The organism is Paenibacillus cymbidii (assembly GCF_004764705.1).
Taxonomy (GTDB): Bacteria; Bacillota; Bacilli; order Paenibacillales; family NBRC-103111; genus Paenibacillus_AN; species Paenibacillus_AN cymbidii.
In genome coordinates, this window is the sequence record NZ_SHLX01000004.1 from 161,566 (window position 1) to 183,054 (window position 21,489).

General features: G+C 58.1%; 12 protein-coding genes and 1 pseudogene. 10 read left to right on the plus strand and 3 right to left on the minus strand.

Annotated elements, in window-relative coordinates:
• The first annotated feature begins 11 nt into the window (after window positions 1-11).
• From EXY20_RS07715 to EXY20_RS39765, 5 genes and pseudogenes are all read left to right on the plus strand, one after another.
• Entirely contained in the window at window positions 12-839 is an 828-nt protein-coding gene (locus tag EXY20_RS07715; protein ID WP_135549373.1) for a helix-turn-helix domain-containing protein, read from the plus strand.
• Between the two features lie 136 nt (window positions 840-975).
• Window positions 976-1,500: an ABC transporter substrate-binding protein gene (locus tag EXY20_RS07720; RefSeq protein WP_167859062.1), complete on the plus strand. Its 525-nt coding sequence runs from the start codon at window positions 976-978 to the stop codon at window positions 1,498-1,500.
• Between the two features lie 77 nt (window positions 1,501-1,577).
• Window positions 1,578-1,817 carry an ABC transporter substrate-binding protein gene (locus EXY20_RS07725; RefSeq protein WP_135549380.1) on the plus strand — a complete coding sequence of 80 codons (240 nt, stop codon included), beginning with the start codon at window positions 1,578-1,580 and terminating at the stop codon, window positions 1,815-1,817.
• Window positions 1,818-2,019: 202 nt separating this feature from the next.
• A pseudogene (locus EXY20_RS39760) lies at window positions 2,020-4,655 on the plus strand (ABC transporter transmembrane domain-containing protein); the annotation flags it as partial.
• A 400-nt stretch (window positions 4,656-5,055) separates the two neighbouring features.
• Entirely contained in the window at window positions 5,056-5,595 is a 540-nt protein-coding gene (locus EXY20_RS39765) for an ABC transporter ATP-binding protein (protein WP_235885435.1), read from the plus strand.
• 48 nt (window positions 5,596-5,643) lie between these two features.
• On the opposite strand, the gene EXY20_RS07745 is transcribed toward EXY20_RS39765, so the two are convergent.
• The 3 genes from EXY20_RS07745 to EXY20_RS07755 form a co-directional block, all read right to left on the minus strand.
• Window positions 5,644-5,937 carry a CD3324 family protein gene (locus tag EXY20_RS07745; RefSeq protein WP_135549388.1) on the minus strand — a complete coding sequence of 98 codons (294 nt, stop codon included), beginning with the start codon at window positions 5,935-5,937 and terminating at the stop codon, window positions 5,644-5,646.
• Entirely contained in the window at window positions 5,934-7,118 is a 1,185-nt protein-coding gene (locus tag EXY20_RS07750) for a hypothetical protein (protein ID WP_135549390.1), read from the minus strand. The genes EXY20_RS07745 and EXY20_RS07750 overlap by 4 nt, the downstream gene beginning before the upstream one ends.
• A 121-nt stretch (window positions 7,119-7,239) precedes the next feature.
• Window positions 7,240-9,861: a LuxR C-terminal-related transcriptional regulator gene (locus tag EXY20_RS07755; protein ID WP_135549392.1), complete on the minus strand. Its 2,622-nt coding sequence runs from the start codon at window positions 9,859-9,861 to the stop codon at window positions 7,240-7,242.
• A gap of 184 nt (window positions 9,862-10,045) precedes the next feature.
• Between EXY20_RS07755 and EXY20_RS07760 the strand changes: the two genes are divergently transcribed.
• From EXY20_RS07760 to EXY20_RS07780, 5 genes are all read left to right on the plus strand, one after another.
• Window positions 10,046-13,498, plus strand: a complete 3,453-nt coding sequence (locus EXY20_RS07760) for an S-layer homology domain-containing protein (protein WP_167859064.1) — start codon at window positions 10,046-10,048, stop codon at window positions 13,496-13,498.
• A gap of 391 nt (window positions 13,499-13,889) precedes the next feature.
• The gene (locus EXY20_RS07765) at window positions 13,890-17,444 is read left to right on the plus strand and encodes an S-layer homology domain-containing protein (protein WP_135549396.1); all 3,555 of its coding nucleotides are present in this window, start codon (window positions 13,890-13,892) and stop codon (window positions 17,442-17,444) included.
• Window positions 17,445-17,464: 20 nt separating this feature from the next.
• Window positions 17,465-17,710 carry an S-layer homology domain-containing protein gene (locus EXY20_RS07770; protein WP_167859065.1) on the plus strand — a complete coding sequence of 82 codons (246 nt, stop codon included), beginning with the start codon at window positions 17,465-17,467 and terminating at the stop codon, window positions 17,708-17,710.
• A gap of 204 nt (window positions 17,711-17,914) precedes the next feature.
• Complete coding sequence (locus tag EXY20_RS07775) at window positions 17,915-19,690, plus strand: sensor histidine kinase (protein ID WP_235885437.1); 1,776 nt, start codon at window positions 17,915-17,917, stop codon at window positions 19,688-19,690.
• 22 nt (window positions 19,691-19,712) lie between these two features.
• The gene (locus tag EXY20_RS07780; RefSeq protein ID WP_135549403.1) at window positions 19,713-21,371 is read left to right on the plus strand and encodes a response regulator transcription factor; all 1,659 of its coding nucleotides are present in this window, start codon (window positions 19,713-19,715) and stop codon (window positions 21,369-21,371) included.
• The last annotated feature ends 118 nt before the right edge of the window (window positions 21,372-21,489 follow it).

A 21,489-nucleotide genomic window follows, 5' to 3' on the forward strand; every position in this document is an offset into this window, starting at 1 on the left:
AGTGATCCGATATGGCGTACTTATACGAGCAACTGGCGAATGAATTTTTAAAACTGCCTGTCGATGTATATGGCGTCTTCCGATCAGCCAAGGAAGCGAATCAAATTTTCAGCGGTCATGTCCGCCAACCAACCTCCAAATGCGCCATTCTGATCGGACTGAGGGGGCAAGCCGACTTTATATTCAACGAAACGGAATGCCATCGGCTGACGCCCGGCCGCGGGTTTGTCGGCGCGCTGGACAAGCGATTGGAAATTCGCACAGGGGATGAGGGCTTCGAATATTTCCTCATTCATTATTTGCCCGCGTCTGTAGAAGCGTTGAACACGAAGCTGTTGACTGAAATATCGCTGTTCCATGTCGAGCTTGCTTCCGAATTGCTGCAAGTGCAGGAGCAGTTGCTGCGCGTTGCTTCCGTACCGGACAGCATGGGCATTCTGGAGAAGAAAAGCCTGTTCTACCGGATGCTGTATATGCTGCTCCAATCGCAACGCGATCTGCAAAATCAGGGGAGCTCCGCGCTCGTCGACGATGCTGTCGCTTACATCCAGACGCATTATGCGGAGCCGCTAACGCTGGACAAGCTTGCGGCGCGTTTTCAGATGAAGGGAAAATATTTCTCCTACCTGTTCCACAAATATACGGGAATCGCCCCGATTGATTACCTGATTCGTTATCGGATGAATCGGGCGATGGAACTGCTTTTTTCTACGGACGTCAGCATTCATGAAATTGCCGAAGCGGTAGGTTATGCCGATCCGAATTATTTCAGCCGAATATATCGCGTGCACGCCGGCATGCCGCCCAAACAAAGCAGAGCCCAGCAGCGAATGCGCTAGCACGTTTGCAGAAATTGTCCAGATATGTTTGGGGAAATCCTCTATTCCTTTTCGGGAAGCCTGTTTGTATACTGTGAGAGTAATATTGATAATCATTATCATATCAAAATCACACAAACAGGGCAGGGGAACAAGGATGAGAAGAAGTATACTGGGAATTATGATGTTGGCGATTGTGCTGGTGATGTCTTCATGCGGATCGGGGTCCGGAGGGACGAAGGATGGAGGCGCGTCGCCGAGCGTCGCCCCGCAATCGGTTAAACCGTCGCCGGAGCCAACAAAATCGGCCTTTCCTCGCGATATCACGAGTGCCGGCAAAACGCTGACGATTCAGAAGCAGCCGCTGAAGGTAGGCGTAGCATCCTGGACATTTATGGAAATGATGTTTCTGTTCGACGTGCCTTCGGTCGGCTTGACGGTTCCGTTCGCCGCGGCAAAATCGTCGTTGGAATCGGAAGTGTACAAGCCTTACGCCGACAAATTCAAGGAATTGAAGGTTGTGGGTGAAAGCGCCCAGGTGAATCTGGAATCGATGCTCGCCTATGCGCCGGACGTTATTGTGGCGGGGAGCAAGACGAACGCCGCGATCAAGGATCAACTGGAGAAAATTGCCCCGACCGTATGGGTCGACGAGGAAAAAATCAATGTCCGTCAAGATTGAGCGCCGATTCGCTTCCTCAGTATTACAAAGGGCTTGGCCTGACGCCTCCATCCGATAAAGGCTTGGCGGCCACGGCAATGATTACGCTGGAAGGCTTAAGCGCCATCAATCCGGATCATCTTGTCCTCGGTTACTTTAATTGGACGGATAAGTCTCTCCCCGCGCTTACTGACGATTGGCAGAAGAGCGAGGTCTGGAAAAGCCTTAAAGCGGTCAAAAACAATCGCGTTTACGGAATCAATGGCGAGCTTGCTCTCGGCATCGGCCCGATCGGCCAAACGTACGGGATTGATGCAGTCGTTAATGCCATGAAATAAATGTCCGAGTAAACAGGCGCACCCGTAGGTGTGTATGGAAGCCCCGAAGATGCGCCTGAGCGGGTTTTCAGACACGCCCTGGCCGGGATGTGCCTGTTTGCATGAGAGGGGAGAACGGGAGTTGGCTGAAGCAAGAGCAACGAGAAGCGCAAAAGAAGCCCCGCCGCTCAAACGGCTGTTGTCCTTCCTGGGCAAGCGGCGGATGTTGTTGATCGCGGGGGCTGTTCTGGCTGTATTTTCGACTGCGCTCCGCCTTGTTCCTTATCTGATTGTGTACCTCATTGCCGAGAAAGTGCTCGGCGCAGGGGAAGGATGGCTGCAAAGCCAGTCTTATTTGGTGCTGGGCTCGGCTGCGCTTGCGGCGATACTGGGCAAAAGCTGGCTGTTCGCACAGGCGACGAAGTTCGCGCATTATGCCGCTTTTCCGGTGCTGTACGACATTCGCATCGCGCTCGCAAGGAAGCTGGCGACGCTGCCGCTCGGTTTTTTTCAGGTAATTGACACGGCCCGGATCAAAAACACGATGAATGAAAAAGTGGAGCGGCTGGAGCGCGGCATCGCCCATTTTATTCCCGATATGACGGCTTCGACAGCCGTGCCTCTTCTGACAGTGGCCGCCATGCTCGCGGTCGATTGGCGGATGGGGATGGCAGCCTTATTGTATGTGACGGTCGTGTATTTCAGCTTCAAGTGGGTGGTTGGCAGGCTCAAGGTGTTGGGCCCCGGGCTCCAGCAGCAGCAGGTTCGGGTGATTAGGATGGTGCTGCATTATGTTTACGGCATGAAGGTCATCAAGACATTCGCCCGTTCCGAGGAAAGCTGCGACGAGTTCCGCGCTGTCATCGAAGACACTTCGGCGAACATGAAAGCGATCAACCTGGTTATGCTGCGGTACAAAGGGGTGGTCGTGGGCTTGTCGCGGGCCGGCTTGCTGTTCGTTGTTCCTGCGGGCATCTGGTTGTACGCGGCTGGAAGTCTGACGATTCCGGTGTTCGTCTTTTTCGTGCTGATGACGCTGAGCTTCGGCAAAACGGTATTCAACGCGGTGCACAGCGGCAGTCATGCGATGGATACGGTCAAACAGAGCATGGAGAGTGTGACGGCATTTCTGAACGAGCCGTCGTTGGCGGAGCCTTTGCAGCCGCAAGTGCCGCAGCGTCATGATGTACGGTTCGAAGACGTCGCGTTTACTTATGACGGGTCAAGGCAGGTGCTCCGCAAGCTGTCGTTTGCGGCTGCGGAAGGCAAGGTGACTGCGCTGGTCGGAGCTTCGGTATCGGGCAAGTCGACGATTGTGCGTCTCGTGTCGCGTTTCAGGGATGTCGGCGGCGGGAAGGTAACGATCGGCGGGGTGGATGTGCGCGAGATGACCTCGTGGAGCTGGCCAAACAAGTGTCGTGCGTATTTCAGGAAGTGTTCCTGTTCAATGACACGGTGCTTGAAAATATTCGTATCGGCAAGCCGGGAGCGACGGACGCGGAGGTGATTGCCGCGGCGAAGACGGCTCGTTGCCACGAGTTTATTGCTGCGCTGCCGAACGGATACGGAACATTGCTTGGCGAAAATGGCGGGCGTCTCAGCGGCGGACAGCGGCAGCGGATCAGCATTGCGCGGGCGATACTCAAGGATGCGCCGATTCTGCTGCTGGACGAAGCGACGGCATTCGTCGATGCGGAGAATGAGGCGCATATTCAGGAGGCGCTGTCCGAACTGCTGCATCCGGCGGGCGGGAAACCGAAGACGCTGCTGGTAGTCGCTCACCGCCTGGGGTTTGCGCAGGCCGATCGAATTCTCGTGATGCACGAAGGCCAGGTAGAAGCGGCGGGAACGCATGAGGAGCTGCTTGCGGGCAACGCGCGTTATGCGGCGATGTGGCAAGCGTTCATCGCGGCCGAGCATGGGATCGCGCCGGAACGCGGGAACCGGATCGCGGCGGCAGAGGATGTTCGACGTGGGGATGAGGGACGCGGGCAAGCCGTTGCGGCGCCGGCTGCCGCAGCGGATGCAAGGGGAGAGGACCAAGCTTATGCCGGACTGACGGGAGCGAGCGGCTATTGGCGCAAGCTGCTGCAGCTTGCGGGGACGGAGCGGGGGCACTTGCTGAGGGCGTGCCTGTATCCGCTGATTGCCGGGCTGCTGATCAGCTGGACCACGCTTTCGGTAGCGCTTGTCATTGATTCGTTAGCCGAGTCGCAAATCGCAGCCGCATGGCGGTACGCCGGTTTACTGCTGCTGACACTTCTCGGGCAGATCGTGCTGATGAGCGCTTCCTTCCGAGGATTCGAGCGTTACGATCAGGCGGTCACCAAGCGGCTGCGCATTTATTTGGGGCAGCATCTGCGCAGGTTGCCGATGGGCTTCTTCCTGTCGCGGGAGGCAGGAACGATTCAGACGAGGCTGACGGACGATGTAGCGGGAATTGCCGTTTACGATTCCATTGCCAGAGTGATTCGCGGATTGGTGGCGTCTTTGCTGCTGTTTTTCGTCATGGTATGGTTGGATTGGCGGCTTGCCTTGTGCGCTTTGCCGGGAGTACCGGTCTACTTGTGGATGACGTCGCAGATCAACCGCGTGTTTGACGAAACGATGAAACGGCAGACCGCGGCACGAACGGCGGCGAATAGCCGGATCATCGAGTATATCCAGGGGATTCCGCTGATTCGCTCCTTTGCTTCCGGCGATACGCGGTTTGATCGTTACGAAGCGGCGATGGCGGAATATCGCGATGCGAATCTGTCCGTACAGAATCGGTTAACCCCGTACCAATCGTGGTACGATTCGGTGTTTGAGATCGGGTTTGCCGCGGTTTTGCTGGTTGGCAGCGCGCTGTATGCGGCAGGGACCCTGGAAGGCATGGCGCTGCTTTTGTTTATGATTGTGATGCCGGGCTTCCATGAGCCGATTCCGCTGCTCGACTATACGATCTCCCGTCGTCATTATTTGGCTTCCGCGGGACGGTTGACGGAGGTTCTGGACGAGCCGCCGCTGAGCGAACCAAAGCGGGCGGACGAGCAGCGGCCGGCGGGTTTCGATGTGGAATTGCAGCAAGTCGGCTTCTCCTATAACAAGCAAGAGACGGGACAACCCTTGTCCGGAAAAACAATTAACGGCATTAGTTTGTTTATTCCCGCACGCAGCATGGTGGCGCTGGTTGGCCCGTCGGGGGGAGGGAAGACGACGCTGGGATGTGCAGGAAGGCGCTGTCCTCATTGGAGGCGCCGATGTGCGGCAGATGCGGATGGACACGCTGATGAAGCATATTTCCGTGGTGTTCCAGGATGTGTATCTGTTCCAGGATACGATAGGCAACAACATTCGCTATGGCCGTCCGGAAGCGACAACGGAAGAGATCAAGGCTGCTGCCCGGGCCGCGCGCTGCCATGATTTTATCGCCGCGCTGCCGCAGGGCTACGATACGCCGGTCGGCGAAGGCGGCTCGACGTTGTCCGGTGGCGAGAAGCAGCGTATCTCCATCGCCCGCGCGATGCTCAAGAACGCGCCGATCGTGCTGCTGGACGAAGCGACGGCCAGCATCGATCCCGAGAATGAAGCGGAAATCCAGGCGGCGCTTCGGGCCTTGTCGGCTGACAAAACGCTGATTGTCGTCGCCCATCGCCTCAACACGATTCAACATGCCGATCAGATTGTCGTGATCGAGCAGGGGCGCATCGTACAGAAGGGTACGCACGACGAGCTTTTTGCCGCCCAAGGTCTATACCGCTCCTTCTGGGGGAAAAGCAGCCAGGCGCGAAACCAAACGTTTTCCAGTCGGGTTTGATTGCCTTGGAGAGACTATTAAAAACATGACTGAGAAAACAGCGCTCAGTCATGTTTTTTGTAGTGGCAAATCAAGTTTGTTTTCACTTCCATAGACGATGGCTTTTATTCGCTCTTCACTGAGACAGTACAGCTCGGATAAGGTAGAAATCTCGTGCCCGGTTCTAAACTTGACTATGATTTCCAAATTGCGTTGTTCGAGTTCTTCCCGGATCCCGCTTTCTGTCCCCCATGATTTGCGTTCTGTACTGGGGATGTAGATGTGAGCTCCTTGAACATACTTCTGGATTTCTTTAACGAGGCTTTCCGGCAGCACCCGCTTGGCGTTTACATATTTGCTCATACCGGCTTGACCATCACGACATTATGGTTAGGCGAGAGTTCAAATCCTTCGGCTGCTGTCGCCAGGATCGTGTTGAAGTTTTGTGAAGATACTCTCGCCCAGGCTGCTGTTACTCCAATTTGCTGCATGGATACTAACGTCGCTTGAATGAGTTTGCGTACTTCATCTCGGGAAACTTCATATTCCGGTCTAAAATGGACTCCAAACGCCGCCACGAAAGAGCCTTCTTGTTTTGCCCATACTTTATAGTAGGAGATTCCTTTGATTTCTTTTTCGTCATCATACAAGCAAAGGAATACATGATCCGGAGTCAATTGAGCGAAGTTCCCCCGAAATTCTTCGGCAAGGAAAAACTCGCGATCCTCCTCCAATAGTTTTGCAATCGCTTCAATTTCAATCTTCGAAGGCAGTTGGATCTTGCTCAAGTCTACATTTTCTGGCGGATTCCATGAAACGATATTTCGGTTATCAACAAACACATGATAGAAGGGATTGCACTCAAAACCATGAGACTCCCATAAGCTGATTTGATCGTTTCGAATGTGACCCAAGGGCATTTCCGTTAATTTGTAAATACGGGTGCCGCCTTTTTCTTTCACCATTGTTCCACAGCACGCCAACAGCTCTTTCAACATGTGACTACAACCCTGTTCGAAGCCGTAATCCAAATAACCGTTGCGCGATTGCGTTGAAATACCTACGGTCGCAAAGGCGGACACAACCCCGTCTTTTTCGGCCGCAAAACCGCTTAGAGACAATGCTTTTAACACTACCGGCCGACTCCCGCCTGAATCGGGAAACAAGAGCTGCCTCCAATTCTCTCTTCTATAGGCAATCTTGTGTTTAGCCATCCATTCTTGTTTGCCCTCGATATGAGTTCGGTAAAATAAATATTCGATTCGTTCGAAATCGTCTTCCGGCGTTATTGGCCGAACGATATAATCGGTTATTGCCATACCAAGCCAACCTCCTACGAAAATGTATATTTCAATCATGCCACATGGCAGAAGCATACGAAATATTGAACATCCGTATGAAATATTCTTAACATAGAGGTAGGGTTGGCAGGGAAGGAAGAGCGGCCGCGGCACCATGCCGGGCCCAATAACGAAAATAACCAATGAAAAATGGCCTATTTGCCCGATTTGGCCGGCCTCTTCGGAAATAACCAGCGAAAACATGGCTTATTTGCTCCGTCAGGCCCCCAATCGGGTCTTTTAGCCGAAATAGCCAGTGATTTCACTGGTTATTTTGGAGAGGCTGCCCGAATTTGGCGAAATAGGCCATAAAACATTGCCTATTCTATTCCTCGCGAAGCAGCCGCCATTCCTGCGCCTTGGCTAGCGCTTGCGTGCGAGAGGAGACGCCCAGCTTGCCGTACAACCGGGACACGTACACCTTGACCGTGCCGACCGACAGATGAAGTCTGGCGGCAATGCGCCGGTTCGATTCGCCTTCCCGGATCAACTGCAGCAGCTCAAGCTCCGTGCGCGTGAGCGGCTCGACCGGAGCAGACGACGGCACGGCTGCCGCTTGCGGCGATACGACCGTCGGAAACGCATCCTGCAGCCGCTGCACATAAGCGGCCGTGGCCGGAGCAGGCGCAAAAACCGCCGCCGCGTCCGGTTGCTGCGCCTTTGCGGCGTACAGCTGCAGCAGCTTCGCCATCGAGTTGCCGGCATCGACGAAGCTGCGGACGTAGCCATTCGCTTCGCCGACGGTGAGCGCTTCGTGCAGCGCAACCAGCGCCAGGTTCCGCTGCCCTCGTTGCTCCTGCAGACACGCTTGCGCGATCGCGATTTCCACCCGGCTCGCCAGGCTGTTCTCCCGAAGCGCCTGCGGCTGCAGCAATTCAAGCAGCCGCAGCGCTTCCGCTTCTTTGTGCCGGGCGCCGAGCAAGCGGGCAAAGGCGATATACTCGTATTCCCGGTTGAAGGTCGGCTTGTCCTTGGCGGACAGGTGGAGGGCTTCAGCCGCCACTTTTGCGGCGGGCAGCTCATCCAGCATCAGATGAAGCCGGAGCCGGCAGGCGCGCAAATAGGCGGCCCAGTGCGTTTCCGGCAGCTTCAGCGCCGCCGCGGTCGCTTCCTCCATCGCGTCGCGAGCGAGCTCGGGCCGGCCGGTGGCCGCGTAGAGGTACGCCTGGGTAATGCGACCGGGCACGTACAGCCCGGGGATATGCCGCAGGCGCGGCACCCGTTCGAGCCGGTGCAGCAGCGCCTGGCTTTCCTCCAGCCGATTCCATTCGTAGAAGCCTTCGGCCATCGATTGCAGCACATACAGATTGATGAGCGAATCGCCCCAGCCGTGTTTCTCCAGCACGCCCGAGAACAGCTTGCCGATCGTTTCCGTCTCCGCGGACAGTGCGCCGCGCAGCCCGAAGGCGGTGCGCCGCACAAGCGGCTCCGACTTGTTGTAATTGAAGTTGTAAAAAATCGGGCTGTGCGGCAGCAGCTCGTCGAGAATGCCTTCGCTGAAGGCGAACCACTGTGCGAATTGGCCGCTGGCGAACACAAGATTCGACCGGACGAACAGCAGCCCGCTCTGAATCTGCCGGCGCTCCGGGCCTGACTCCATGCCGCTGAAGTGTCGCTCGATCCGGGCCAGTTGCCGCTCCGCGCGCTCCGCCTGGCCGGTGACCACAAGCACAAAGGCGTGCAGGAGCGACAGCTCGGGCGTTACGTCGACCGCTTCGGGGAAACAGTCGAACCAGCGCAGCAGCGTCGGAAATTCACCGCGCTGCAGCACATCGGCGATATGCCGCGACAAGTAGTCTGCGGCAGTGCGGTAGTCGCGGGCGGCGAACGCATGATCGATCGCTTCGTCCATATAGCCGCGCGCCGCCAGGCTGCGGCTGGCCGCAAGGTGCGCCGCCGCCTGCAGGTCCGGGTGCTGCCGTCCGACAAGATTGCGTAGAAATTCGGTGAACAGATGGTGATAGCGGTACGCGCTGTCCCGATCATCGAGCGGCAGCAGGAACAAGTTCCATGCTTTTAACTGCTCCAGCATGCGCGCGCCATCCGTCCGTCCGGTAATGTCGTTGCAGACGGCGGCGTCCAGCCGTTCCAGGACGGAGGTGCGCAGCAGGAACGCCTGCATGTCCGCAGGCAGCCCGGACATGACCTCGTGGAACAAATAATCGGCGATGTCGCGGTTGTAGCCGGTGAAGCCGGCGATGAAACGATCGTAGTCGGTTGCCCTGCGCAAGGAAATCGCCAGCAATTGCAGCCCTGCAATCCAGCCTTCCGTTTGCTGCTGCAGCCGGGCGACATGGCCGGAGGACAGCGGCAAACTCGCCGTTTCCCGGTAGAATGTCTCCGACTCGGACAAGGTGAATTTCATTTGCTCGGCATCGACGGTCGTCAACTCGTTTCGCAAGCGCCACTGCACCGTGGGAAACGGCAATTCATTGCGGCTTGCGATCACAAGGCGAAGCGTCGGCGGCATATTCGCAATGAAATAAACGAGTCCGTCATGGATGCCCGCGTCCTTCACGGCGTGGAAGTCGTCGAGCACGAGCGCCGTCGGCTGTTCGACAAGGTCGAGCTCATGAAGGAGCGCGTCGAGAAACGTGCTGACCGACAGGCTCGGCGCGGTGCGGACCAACTGCAAGGCGCGCTCGCCCGTCTCCGGCGGCAGCGCGTCCGCAAGCGCCTGGCCCACATAGCGCCAGAAACGGACGGGATCGTTGTCCGCTTCGCCAAGCGAGAGCCAAGCCGTCGCGTTGGCTGTTTGCTGCGCCCACTGGCTCAGCGCCGTCGTTTTGCCATAGCCGGCGGGGGCGATGAGCAGCGTCAGCCTGCCGCGTGCGCCGTCCTCGAGGCTCGCCACAAGCCGCTGCCGCGCCACCAGGTTCATGCGGGCGGCGGGAGGGCTTATTTTCGCATGGAGCAAAATCGGGTCGCGATCGCGGGATAGGGTCATGATTCCTCCGTTATGGTAAACGGCGTTTCGTTCATGCCGTTTCTGCTTGAAATGGTAGCCCCATTATAACCGCATTGTCCCGGCAAGATCGAGTGCAAGAGTTAACTTTGGTTAATCGTTTGCCGCGGAACGCCGTGCTACGATGGGAGAGGACTCTCATTTGAACCGAAAGGATGGATGTTTCGTGGCTCTAAGCAAACGCAATAAACTCATGCGGCGCATGCTGTTTGTCATGCTGGCGGCGCTGCTTGCGCTCCCCGCGGGACTGCCGCTGCGGCCCGGTCCGGCGGCGGCCGCGGAGATCGCTCCCGGATACGCATTCGAGCGGCTTGCGCCGCAGCACGCTTATACGTTCAAATCGATCATGGACGTGGATACGGATAGCGAAGGCCATGTATATGCGGCAGACTATACGAACCGCCAAATCGTGAAGCTGGACGCGAACGGGACGATTCTCGCCGTCTGGCAAGGCGAAGGCGGCTTCACCCCGCGCGCAATCGCTGCCGGCGTCACGAGCATCGTTTATGCCTCGAGCGGCGGCGCGGTCTCCATGATCGACACAGCCGGTGCTTCGCCGCTGCCGCTGCAGACGTGGGGAAGCGGACAATTCGGCTACATTACGGGGCTTGCGTTCGACTCCGCGCGTGGCGTGCTCTATGCGGCCGATGAAGACGAAAATGCCGTCTGGCTGGTGGGCGAAGACGGTTCGGTCACCGCCTGGACGACATACATCGACGCATCGGACGTTGCGGTGCCGTTCGTGTCGATTTCCGCGGTGGCTGTTGACGACAACGGCAACGTGTACGTCGTGGAGGACGGCAGCCGCATCGTCAAGCTGACCCCGCAGGGAACGTTCATTCGCGACTATAGTACGGCCGATTCCCATTCGATCGCCGCCATCGATGTGGATGCGCAAGGCACGATCTACACGACGGACAACGATCGCAACGTGGCGATGCGGTGGGACGGGAACGGCGTGACGTCGACGCCCGGCGGAACGGGAGTGCGCAATCTCCAGTTCGACGGCCCTTACGGCATCGCGGTGGACGGCAGCGGCAACGTTTATGTGGCCGATACGTTGCATTACCGCGTGCAGAAGCTGGATGCGGAGCTGCGGCATGTGGCGACCTGGGGCAGCCTCGGCGGCGAAGCGGGGCAGTTTTATTATCCCGAAGGGGTTGCGGTTGGCCCGGACGGAGCGGTGTATGTGGCCGATTCCGGCAACAATCGCGTGCAGAAATTCGATTCGCAGCTGGCCTATATCGAGGAGCGGGGCAACCCGGACGATCCCGATTCCTTCGTTCCTTATGGTGTAGCTTCCGACTCGTTCGGCAACCTCTACATCACCGGCTACAGCGAGTTGTACAAGTACAATTCGACCGACGGGACGACGGCGCTGGTGGCGGGCGGTTTCGGCGAGCCGCGGGCGGTCGCCGTCGACGACGCCGGCAACCTATACGTGGCGGACACCGTCGGTCATCTCGTCGTCAAGCTGCTGCCGAACGGCGACCGCCTGACGTGGGAGGGCGAAACGGATGCGGGCAGCTACTACTTCCGGCCGCAGGGCATTGCGGTAGACAGCGGGCGGAACATCGCCTACGTCAGCGATTCGACGCGCATCCAGACGTTTACGCTGGAAGGCGATCCGCTCGAAGCAGCGTGGGGGCAGCCGGAAACCGGCGCTTTCTCCTACATCAGCGGTATTGCGCTGGATGGCGTCGGCAATGTGTACGTGGCGGACAGCGGAGCCAACCGGATTTCGAAATTCGCTCCCGACGGTTCGCGGCTGGCAAGCTGGGGAGAGCGGGGGACGGGCGATGAGCAAAGCGACGATATCCGCGGCATCGCCGTCGACGGGGCGGGCAACGTGTACATTGCCGACAGCTCCAGCCATCGCATTCAGAAGTTTGCTTACGACGGCCATCATCTGAGTGCATTGGCGGTTGCCGGCGGCACGCTTGACCGCAGCTTCGATCCGTTGGTGACGGGCTACGTTGTGTCAATGGCGAGCAGTGAGGCGCAGCTTGTGCTGACGCCGGAAGCGCAACATGCCGACGCCGCAATCCGGGTCAACGGCGAGCCGGTTGACAGCGACGCCGCTTCGGCGGCGATTCCGGTCGCGGCGGGCGGAACGGCAACCGTTACGGTGGAAGTTACGGCCGCCGACGGGCAGGCGCGGACTTACACGCTGGTTGCCTCGCGCGCGGCGATTCAGCATCCGGACGATGGCTCGGGCACCGGCGGGCCAACCGGCAGCGACGGGCCAGGTGGCGGTGGCGTAATGCCGACACCGCAAGTGTCTCCGTCCCCGACGGCAACTCCCGGCCCGTCCTCCGGCGGGCAGGAAGAAGTGCGAGTCGGGACGGGCAGCAACACGATGAACGTGACGATCACGCGCAAGCGGGCAGCGGACGGCCGCAAGACGGACGTCGTTTCGCTCGACGATCAGAGCGTCCTCGCCTTTGCCCGCGCCGCCGCCGGCACGGGGAACAAAACGGCGCGCATCGTGATCGACGATCTGCCGCAGGAGCCGGCGGACGCCATCGTGGTCGGCTTGTCGCGGAAAGCCGTCGGCACCTTGGACGATTACGGCCTTTCGCTGGAAATTCAAACCCCGGAAGCCCTGATCTCCCTGTCGGCGGAAACGTTGGCGCTGCTGAAGGGCGATGCGCGGGACGTGACGTTTACGGTCGTTCCGGCGCGCGCTCCCGGGGAACTTGCGGCAACGGCCGCTCGCGTGCTGCAGGCGCCGGAAGTGACGGGCGCTTCGCCGGGAGGAGCGGCGGAAGTGATCGGCACGCCGGTGCAAATCGAGGCCGATTACGCGGACCGGACCACGCGGCTTGTGTTCCCGCTTGACCTGGTACGCCTACCGTCCGATCCGGTGCAGCTGGAACGGCTGCTCGAATCGCTTGCGGTTTATGTCGAGCATAGCGACGGCCGGAACGTGCTGCAGCGGGGGACGATCGTGTACGACGCGAACGGCAAACCGAGCGGATACGAGATTGCCGTCGACCATTTCAGCGCTTTTACGATGCTCGACCTGCACGATGCGGTCGTGTACGAGCGGTATGTGAGCGGTGACGACGACGGTCTGTTCCACCCCGAGCGAACGCTCGCCCGGGCGGAATTGGCGGCGCTGCTTGCCCGCAACCTGCCGGCGGCCGCTGCGGCTGCGGCGGGCAGCGCATTCCCGGACGTGCCGGCTGCGCACTGGGCGGCGTCAACCATTGCGCTAGTGCGCGCCGAAGAGCTGATGGTCGGCGATTCGAACGGCTCGTTCCGCCCGGACGCCGCCGTGACGCGCGCCGAGCTGGCCACGATTGCTGCTGCCTGGGCCAAGCTCGCGCCGGGCGAAACAGCTTCCCCGTTCGCCGATGCGGCGGGACATTGGGCGTCCGCCGCCATCGCAGCCGTGCAACGGGAAGGCTGGATGGTCGGCTACGAGGACGGCACGTTCCGTCCGGACCGGCCGCTCACCCGCGCGGAGGGCGTTGCCGTGCTGAACCGGCTGCTGCATCGGCCGGCCTGGGACGAGGCAACGCCGGCGAACGCGACATGGGGCGACGTGCCGGCCACCCACTGGGCGTTTGCGGCGATCGAAACCGCTTCGCACACGTTTGTGAAGCGCCCGTAACGGTCGCAAACAGAAGTTGCGTCCGGCAACGAAGAAGCCGCATCGATACGGTTCCAATCTGCGCCGTCCTGCTAGGGGCGGCGCTTTTGCGTGCAATTAGTGTCGGAACGCATCCAAGAACAGAAAAGCAGAGTGAATCAGGAAACGGCGGCTTGCATCAAATAAGTCGTAAAAACCGGCTTAAATCACCGCCGTTGGAATCGTATTTGGTCGAGTCGATTCCGTTTTTTTACTGTTTTTGCGAATTGTTTGCTTGACGGATGCGGAAGATCGGATTTAAATATATACATACCGGAATGTATTTAAAAATAGCCAAAATAGTTGGTTGTTTGTCCATGAAAGGCAGTGAAAAAACCAGAGGTCTGCAAAAAATAGTCGGAGGTAAGGAATGATGAGCAATAGAACGACTCGACCCGCAGGCAAGCTGTTATTGGTTTTTCTGCTGTTGGCCGGAACGGTGTTCGGCTTGCCAATGGCCGCATTTGCCGATGAATCCGTTACGGAAATTAGCGGCGTCTACACGATCGGCGAAAATGGTACATACAAGTTGATGGGGGATGGGACCATTTCCATAGCATCAAATGTAACCAAAGTCACCCTGACCCAAAACGACCCGGCGACGATATTGACTGCCAGTGTGTCGGCCAACAATTCGAACGCTTTGGAACTGACCATCAGCGGTATCAACTTTAGCTCTGCCAGTATGGCAGGGATGGATGTAGCCGGAGCGGAAGTCACGCTCAAATTGACAGGCAATAATTTCATCGCGAGCAACTCAAACGCCCCGGGAATCCGGGTGCCTGCCGGCAAATCGCTCACCATTACCGGTACGGACACAGATTCGCTTACGGCCAATGGCAGATCAGCGGGCATCGGCGGAGGGCCATCAGAAGGCGGCGGTACAGTGACGATAATGGGCGGCCACATCACGGCCAACGGCGGTTATAACGGAGGAGCCGGAATTGGCGGAGGATCCGGAGGTACCGGCGGCGTAACGACGATAACGGGTGGAATTGTCACGGCCTATGGTCCTAATGATGGAGCCGGTATAGGTGGAGGATCCGGGGGTGCCGGCGGCGTAACGACGATAACGGGCGGCACCGTAACGGCGAAGGGCGGAGCCATGTATTACGGAGCCGGCATAGGTGGAGGATCCGGAGGCGCCGGCGGCACAACGACGATAACGGGTGGCACGGTTACGGCTATTGGTGGCGGCCATGCAGCCGGAATCGGTGGGGGAAGCGGCGGAGCAGGCGGTACAACGAACATTTCGGGCGGCACTGTTACGGCCACTGGCACCGCCATGGGAGCCGGCATCGGCGGGGGAACTTATGGAGCCGGCGGTGAAACGATCATAACGGGCGGCATCGTCACAGCCACAGGCGGCTCCGACTCAGCCGGAATCGGCGGAGGATATGGCGCAGCAGGCGGCACAACGACGATAACGGGCGGCACCGTAACGGCTACGGGTATGAATGGCGGAGCCGGCATCGGCGCAGGAAACGGGGGAGCCGGCGGTGCGATAACCAAAGTCGATGGCGGTGCGGTTCAAGCAAACGGCGATACAAGCGCTTTTCAAAATAGTGCCGGCGTCCCGGTCTATCTGATGGTGTTGACGGTCGTTGCAGACGATACAACCATTTTGCCGAATATGTCGCTTTCGTATAAGGGCGGCGAAGTCTCGACAGATAGCAACGGAAAGCTGCGCTTGTATGTACCTGCCGGCAACTATGAGCTGGAAGATCTTGCGCTGACTTCTTCGAATGGCTACCGACCGGTGGCCTTGGACCCTGCTCATCTTGAGGTTACGAATACGGAGACGGTTGCGGACATTACGCTCTCGAATCTTTATCAAGTAAGCTGGGGTTTGAATGGCGGAACGATGAGTCAACCTTCGGTGACGAACGAGGTATATGGCGCAAGCGTCGCAGCGCCTTCACCCCATCCGCAGCGAGCAGGCTACACGTTCGCAGAATGGTACACCGATCCGGGTCACTCGACTCAAGCTGTTTTTCCGGCACAAGTGCGCGCGGATACCTCGTTTTTTGCCGAATGGACAGCCAACGCGTTGACGCTGTCCGCGGCAGACCTGCCGCATGGCGATTACGGCGAGGCGTACAACGCGGACCTTCCGGAAGCGGAAAACGGAACGGGAAGCTATACCTATGCGATCACGGACGGGCAACTGCCAAACGGGCTGACGTTGAGCGGCCGAACGCTCGTCGGCACCGCGGACAAGGCCGGTTCGTATTCGTTCGAGGTGACGGCCACCGACACAGATAGCGGCAGCAGTGCCAATCGGACGTACACCATCCTTGTTGGGCCCGAACTGACAGTCCCGGCGGACGATTTGTACGGCGTGAACGAAACGCTTGCCTTTACGCTGACCTATAACGACGAAGTAATCGTGAGCGGCACGCCTGCCGTTCCGCTGAAGATCGGCACCGGCAGCGTGACCTATTCGGTTTATGCAACATATGCGGGCGAGCGCGGCGTTCCCGTAACCTCCCTGACCTTCGCTTACGAGGCGCCGGCGGGGACGGCGGACGAGGACGGGATTGCTGTCATAGGGCAATTGGCGCTTCAAGGCGGTGCAAGCATTACACGCGTCCTCTCCGGTGCAAACGCTTCGCTGCTTTACGAAGTGCCGGATACGAGCGGCATCCGCATCGTCGCGATTGCGCCAGACCTTGCCCTGCAAGCCTCGCCGGACGGACCGAGTCGGCAGAAAACGATCCGTGTGACGGCCGATGTCAACGGAGAAGCGGCGGGCAACACGCTCGCAAAGCTGAGCTGGATGGCGGGAAGCCATAGCACTGCCGATTTTGCCGGTGGAGCCGGTACAGACATCAGGGCCACACAACAATTCACGGTCACCATGAATGGGACTTTCACCGTTTATGCGAAAGATGCGGCAGGCAACGAAGCGGTAAAGGAAATGGCAATCATAACAATAGCGACAACGACATCCGACCCGGATTCAAGCAGCAGTCCATCTATCGTAACGTTGCCGGTCAACGCGCCGGTCATCGACATGAACGGCGCGACGCTTGACCCAAGTACCATCGACATGTCAAAGCCGTCCTGCACACTGGAGGTAACGCCCAAGGACGGCACAGCGTACGTCAGCATCCCGGCCAGTATTTTGACAGGTTTTGAGAATAAGAACGCCGCCTTCATCCTGGAGATTAAAACCCCTTACGGCAGCTATCAAGTTCCCGTGAGTCTGGCGTCGCTTATTCCAGGGTTGCAAGATTTGCTTATGGCCAACAACCTCAATCCCGCGGACATCAGCTTCAAGATCACCCTGACCGACAAGTCCGGCGACAACGCCATTCAGACGGCATTTGCGAACGGGTTGCCTAACGGAAAGGTGATGGGGGCGATCGTCGATTTTCAAATCGATGTGATCAACACCAAGTCGGGGCAAATCTTCGGAGCTGTCGACAGGTTTAGCGAGGCGCTGACAAGAGTGATTCCGATGCCGAAAAATGAGACTGCCATGCCTGCGCAATGGGGCGCATTCCGTTACAACGAGACGACGAAGACGTTTGCGTTTGTTGCGGCCACAACGAAACAGATTGATGGCATATGGTATGCGATGATTCGCTCCTATACAAACAGCGTGTACGCCATAGCGGAAAATTCAGTGCGTTTTACGGATGTGCAAGCGCATTGGAGCCGGTCGTTTGTCGAGCTGGCCGCGGCGAAAGGACTTGTTGAGGGAACTGGCGATGGCCGCTTCGAACCGGACAAGGCGGTCACCAGAGCGGAATTTACGGCCATGCTCGTTCGGGCGCTGGGGCTCGGCCTATCCGCCGGCAGCGCGGAACCTTATGACGATGTCAAGCTCGATACATGGTACGGGGACACAGTAGCCAAAGCGAATGAATTGGGCATTCTCGATTATGTGAAGGGCAACCGATTCGTCCCGATCAACCGCTGACCCGCGAGGAAATGTCGAGTATGCTTGCTGCCGTCGTTGCCTTGGAAAAGCCGTCGATGACAGAGGGATTTACCCGTCTGGATGGATACAAGGATATCGAAGGTGTGGACGCAGTTGCTCTGGAGGACATTCGCCTGATGGTGAACCTGCAAATTATGATCGGTACAAGTGACGATACATTTGGACCGAAGGAGGAAGCGACACGCGCGCAAGCGGCGGTTGTGTTCCTCCGAACGCTGCAAAGGCTGGGTATGATTGACAAGTGACAAAAATATAAACCGAATCGAGCCCGTGCAATGGACGGGCTTTTTTATGTTGTCGAAGCTTGGTCCGGCTTTCAAGCGCCGCACCGGCGACAGAAAAAGAATAGGCTAATGCCGGTTTATCGCGTACAATGGGGGGGATACGATCAATCTGAGGTATTACAATAATTTCCATTTCTAGCAATGGGGGTTCGGCTATTGAAACCTGTGATTGCCCGTTTATTCAGCGGACGGCTGGCCTGGATGAAGCGGATGCGCGTGTCCATTTTCATGAAACTGGTATTGACGTTTCTGGCCGTTCTGCTGCCGTTGTACACGGTCACGCTGCTGCTCAACCGCGCAGGCAGCCGGGACATTCGCCACGAAATTACCAAATCGGCCGTCAACAACAACCGGTTCTACATGCAGTCGTTCGATTCGGAGGTGAACCGGATCAATCAACTGCTGCTCAACTTCGTCATCGACAAAGATTTGCAGGAGCTCGGCAACTCCGTCGACGACATCGCTTCGTACGACCGTACGGCCAAACTGATCGCCGTCCAGAAACGGCTGCAGCTGCTCAAAGCTTCCAGCCATTTTATTGAGGAAGTGAAAGTGTTTTTCCCCAAGTTGGATCGTACGCTCACCTCGACCGATTTCGATACGCGGGTATCGTCCGCCGAATACAAGCCGCTTGCCAACAATCTGGAGGCGAATCGCCTCGTTGCGATTGACGAGCGGCTGTTCATGAGCTTCCGCTATCCGACCAGTATTTACACGAACCGACCGCCCGTATTCGTCATTGCCGTCGAGCTGTCCACGTCCGTGCTGCGGAGCAGCCTGTTCAATATTGTCGATCCGGAGCAGGGTTATTCGGTGTTGTACCACGCCAGGGACGGATGGATTGTGGCAAGCGATCCGGACAAGCCGGTACAGCGGTCGCTGCAGGCGTTTGCGAATCGCGAAGCTCCGCTTGCCGATGAAGCCGGGGCGGTAACCGTCGCCGTCGGACAAACGAACTATTTGGTTTCCTACAAGACTTCCGCTTTGAGCGATGCGACGCTGCTCACGTTTATGCCCCAGGACGACATTCTCCGTTCGTTGCGGTTTTATGAAAAATGGGCCTGGATTTTGCTGGCGATGGCTATTCTGATCGTCGTCTCGTTTGCCTACTCGCTGCTGCGCATTATTCATCAGCCGCTGCGCCGTCTCGTCTTCGCGTTCCGCAAAGTGGAGGAGGGCAATTTGACGCCCATTGTGACGACCGAGCGCGGGGACGAATTCCGCTATTTGTACCATCGCTTCAACTCCATGGTGGCCAGGCTCGACGTGCTCATCCATCAGGTGTACGAGAAAGAAATCCGCAACCAGCGGCTGACGCTGAAACAGCTGCAGTCGCAAATGAATCCGCATTTTTTGTACAACTGCTTCTTCATTCTGAAACGGCTCATTCAAACGGCGGACAACGAAAAGGCGTTCCGGTTCGCCATGTATTTGGGCGACTACTTCCGCTTCATTACCCGCAGCGCCAGCGACAAAATCCCGCTTGAAACGGAGATGCGGCATGTGCGGAACTACGTCGACATCCAGACGATTTGCTACGGCGACCGCATCGCTGTCGCAATCGAGCCGCCGAACGAACGCTGTCGCGTGCTGCCGGTGCCCCGGATGATGATTTTGCCGGTTGTTGAAAACGCTTATAAGTACGCTTTCCACCAGGCGTCCGGCCAAGGCGAGTTATGGATTCACGATGCGGTGAAGGATGGCTATTATTCGCTGATGATCGAAGACAACGGCAGCGTATTGCACGACGACGACATAGCGGCCATGGCGGCCCGGCTGGCCGATTCCGACGCGGACGGGCTGGAGACGACCGGGCTCATCAATGTGCACCGGCGCATCGAAATCATGTTCGGAACCGGGAGCGGCGTCCGGTTGTCGCGGTCCCAGCTCGGCGGGCTGTGCGCGGCTATCCGCCTGAAGCTCGATCCGGACGGCTTATAACAAAGACGAGAGGAGCGATTCCATGTATCGCATGATCATCGTGGACGATTTGCCCATCATCGTGGATGGCCTGATGGAGCTGTTCGCCGGGCAGCCCCGGCTCGGGCTGGAGCTGCACACGGCGTATTCCGCCCAGGAAGCGCTGGCCATCATGGAGAAAACGCATATCCATATCGTGCTGTCCGACATCAAGATGCCGGGGATGGAAGGGATCGAGCTGCTGCGCAGCATTCGCCAAAACTGGCCGTCCTGCAAAGTCATTTTCCTGACGAGCTACGACGATTTTCACTATGTCAAAAGCGCGATCTCGAGCGGCGCCTTCGACTACATGCTGAAAGAGGAAAGCGACGACAGCATCGTGCAGGTGGTGGAAAAAGCAATCGCGAAGTTGGACGAGGAGTACGACACGAAGCGCAAGCTGTACGAGGCAAAAATGCAAAAGCTGCAGCTGAAGCCAGAAGCGATGCAGCATTATTTGCTCCCGCTGCTGCAGGGCGACAGGCCGTGGTCGAGCGAAGAAACGCAGCGGCGTTTCGACCTGTGGGACATCCCGTTGCGGACGGACGCGCCCGTGCTGATGCTGGTCGGCCGGGTGGACAGCTGGGAAGGCTGGCGCACCGCCGAACATCCGGTAATGCGGTTCGCGATTCAGAACATCGCCGCCGAATATTTGCAGCAGGACGTCGAACTGATCTCCATTCCGTTCGGCACATCGAATCTCGTCTGGCTGCTGCAAGCCGGCAGGCGGGAGGAGGCCCCGCCGGCAGCACCGCAGGAAACGGCGGAGGATCCCGTGTTTGCGGTCGTGGCCGGCCGTCTGGAAAGCATGCAGCGAACATGCGCCGATTTGATGCGGCTGCCGGTTTCGTTCGCCGTCGCGAACGCTGCGGCGGAGTGGATAACGCTGCCGGCTACGTTCAGCCGGCTGCGGTCCATGCTGCTCAGCGAACGGGGAGCGGACAGGGGGATTATCCTGATCGACCGTGCGCAGCCGGATGAAAAGAGCGACGATTCGGAGCCTGCCGCCGGCAAGCTGTATAAAAGCAATGCGAAAAAAATCGCGCTGCTCCGGCACTATTTGGAACAAGGCAAGCAGGAGGAATTTAACGACACGTTCCGCGAGCTGATGGCTGCGATGGAGGAAAGCGGCGCCGCCGGCTTTTACAAGCTCGAAGTGTATCACGCCCTTGCGTCGATCTTTCTGTCCTATTTCAACGCCCGCCCGGCCCGCCACTGGCTGGAGGGCGAGGAGCTGAATCGGCTCACGCAAGTCGATCCCGAAATGACGACCGGGCAGATGGCCCGCTTTTTCCTCAAGCTGACGCAAACCGTGTTCACCCATCCGGAGAAAAGGGCGGTCAAGAGCGATCACGAGGTCGTGTTGTGGCTGCAGGGCTACATCCCCGGCAATCTCCAGGAGGATTTGTCGCTCGCGCGGTTGGCCGATTTGGTGCAGATGAATCCCTCCTACTTATCGCGTTTGTTCAAGCAAACGACCGGCATGGGGCTGCTCGAATACATCCAGCAATGTCGGATCGACAAGGCGAAGGAGCTTCTTGCCTCCTCCGACTACAAAGTGTATGAAATCGCCGAAAAGGTCGGATACGAATCCAGGTTGTCCTTCGTCCGCATGTTCAAAAACCAGGTAGGCATGACCCCGCAGGAATACCGGGAGCTGTAGCGGGCGGGACATCCGGCGCATCGGGAAACGCAAGTAAAGAATTGCATCGCCGGGTAAGAAAATGAATCTTTTCGCCATTATGCCGCGATTCTATACTGGGATTGTGATCACCACTACG

What these genes read in the sequence shown, in the direction of transcription:
- EXY20_RS07780 (WP_135549403.1), top strand. Translation starts at nt 19,713, where the DNA reads ATGTATCGCATGATCATCGTGGACGATTTGCCCATCATCGTGGATGGC.
- EXY20_RS07745 (WP_135549388.1), bottom strand. Translation starts at nt 5,937, where the DNA reads ATGAGCAAATATGTAAACGCCAAGCGGGTGCTGCCGGAAAGCCTCGTT.
- EXY20_RS39765 (WP_235885435.1), top strand. Translation starts at nt 5,056, where the DNA reads ATGGACACGCTGATGAAGCATATTTCCGTGGTGTTCCAGGATGTGTAT.
- EXY20_RS07720 (WP_167859062.1), top strand. Translation starts at nt 976, where the DNA reads ATGAGAAGAAGTATACTGGGAATTATGATGTTGGCGATTGTGCTGGTG.
- EXY20_RS07750 (WP_135549390.1), bottom strand. Translation starts at nt 7,118, where the DNA reads ATGTTTTCGCTGGTTATTTCCGAAGAGGCCGGCCAAATCGGGCAAATA.
- EXY20_RS07770 (WP_167859065.1), top strand. Translation starts at nt 17,465, where the DNA reads ATGCTTGCTGCCGTCGTTGCCTTGGAAAAGCCGTCGATGACAGAGGGA.
- EXY20_RS07755 (WP_135549392.1), bottom strand. Translation starts at nt 9,861, where the DNA reads ATGACCCTATCCCGCGATCGCGACCCGATTTTGCTCCATGCGAAAATA.
- EXY20_RS07715 (WP_135549373.1), top strand. Translation starts at nt 12, where the DNA reads ATGGCGTACTTATACGAGCAACTGGCGAATGAATTTTTAAAACTGCCT.
- EXY20_RS07725 (WP_135549380.1), top strand. Translation starts at nt 1,578, where the DNA reads ATGATTACGCTGGAAGGCTTAAGCGCCATCAATCCGGATCATCTTGTC.
- EXY20_RS07765 (WP_135549396.1), top strand. Translation starts at nt 13,890, where the DNA reads ATGAGCAATAGAACGACTCGACCCGCAGGCAAGCTGTTATTGGTTTTT.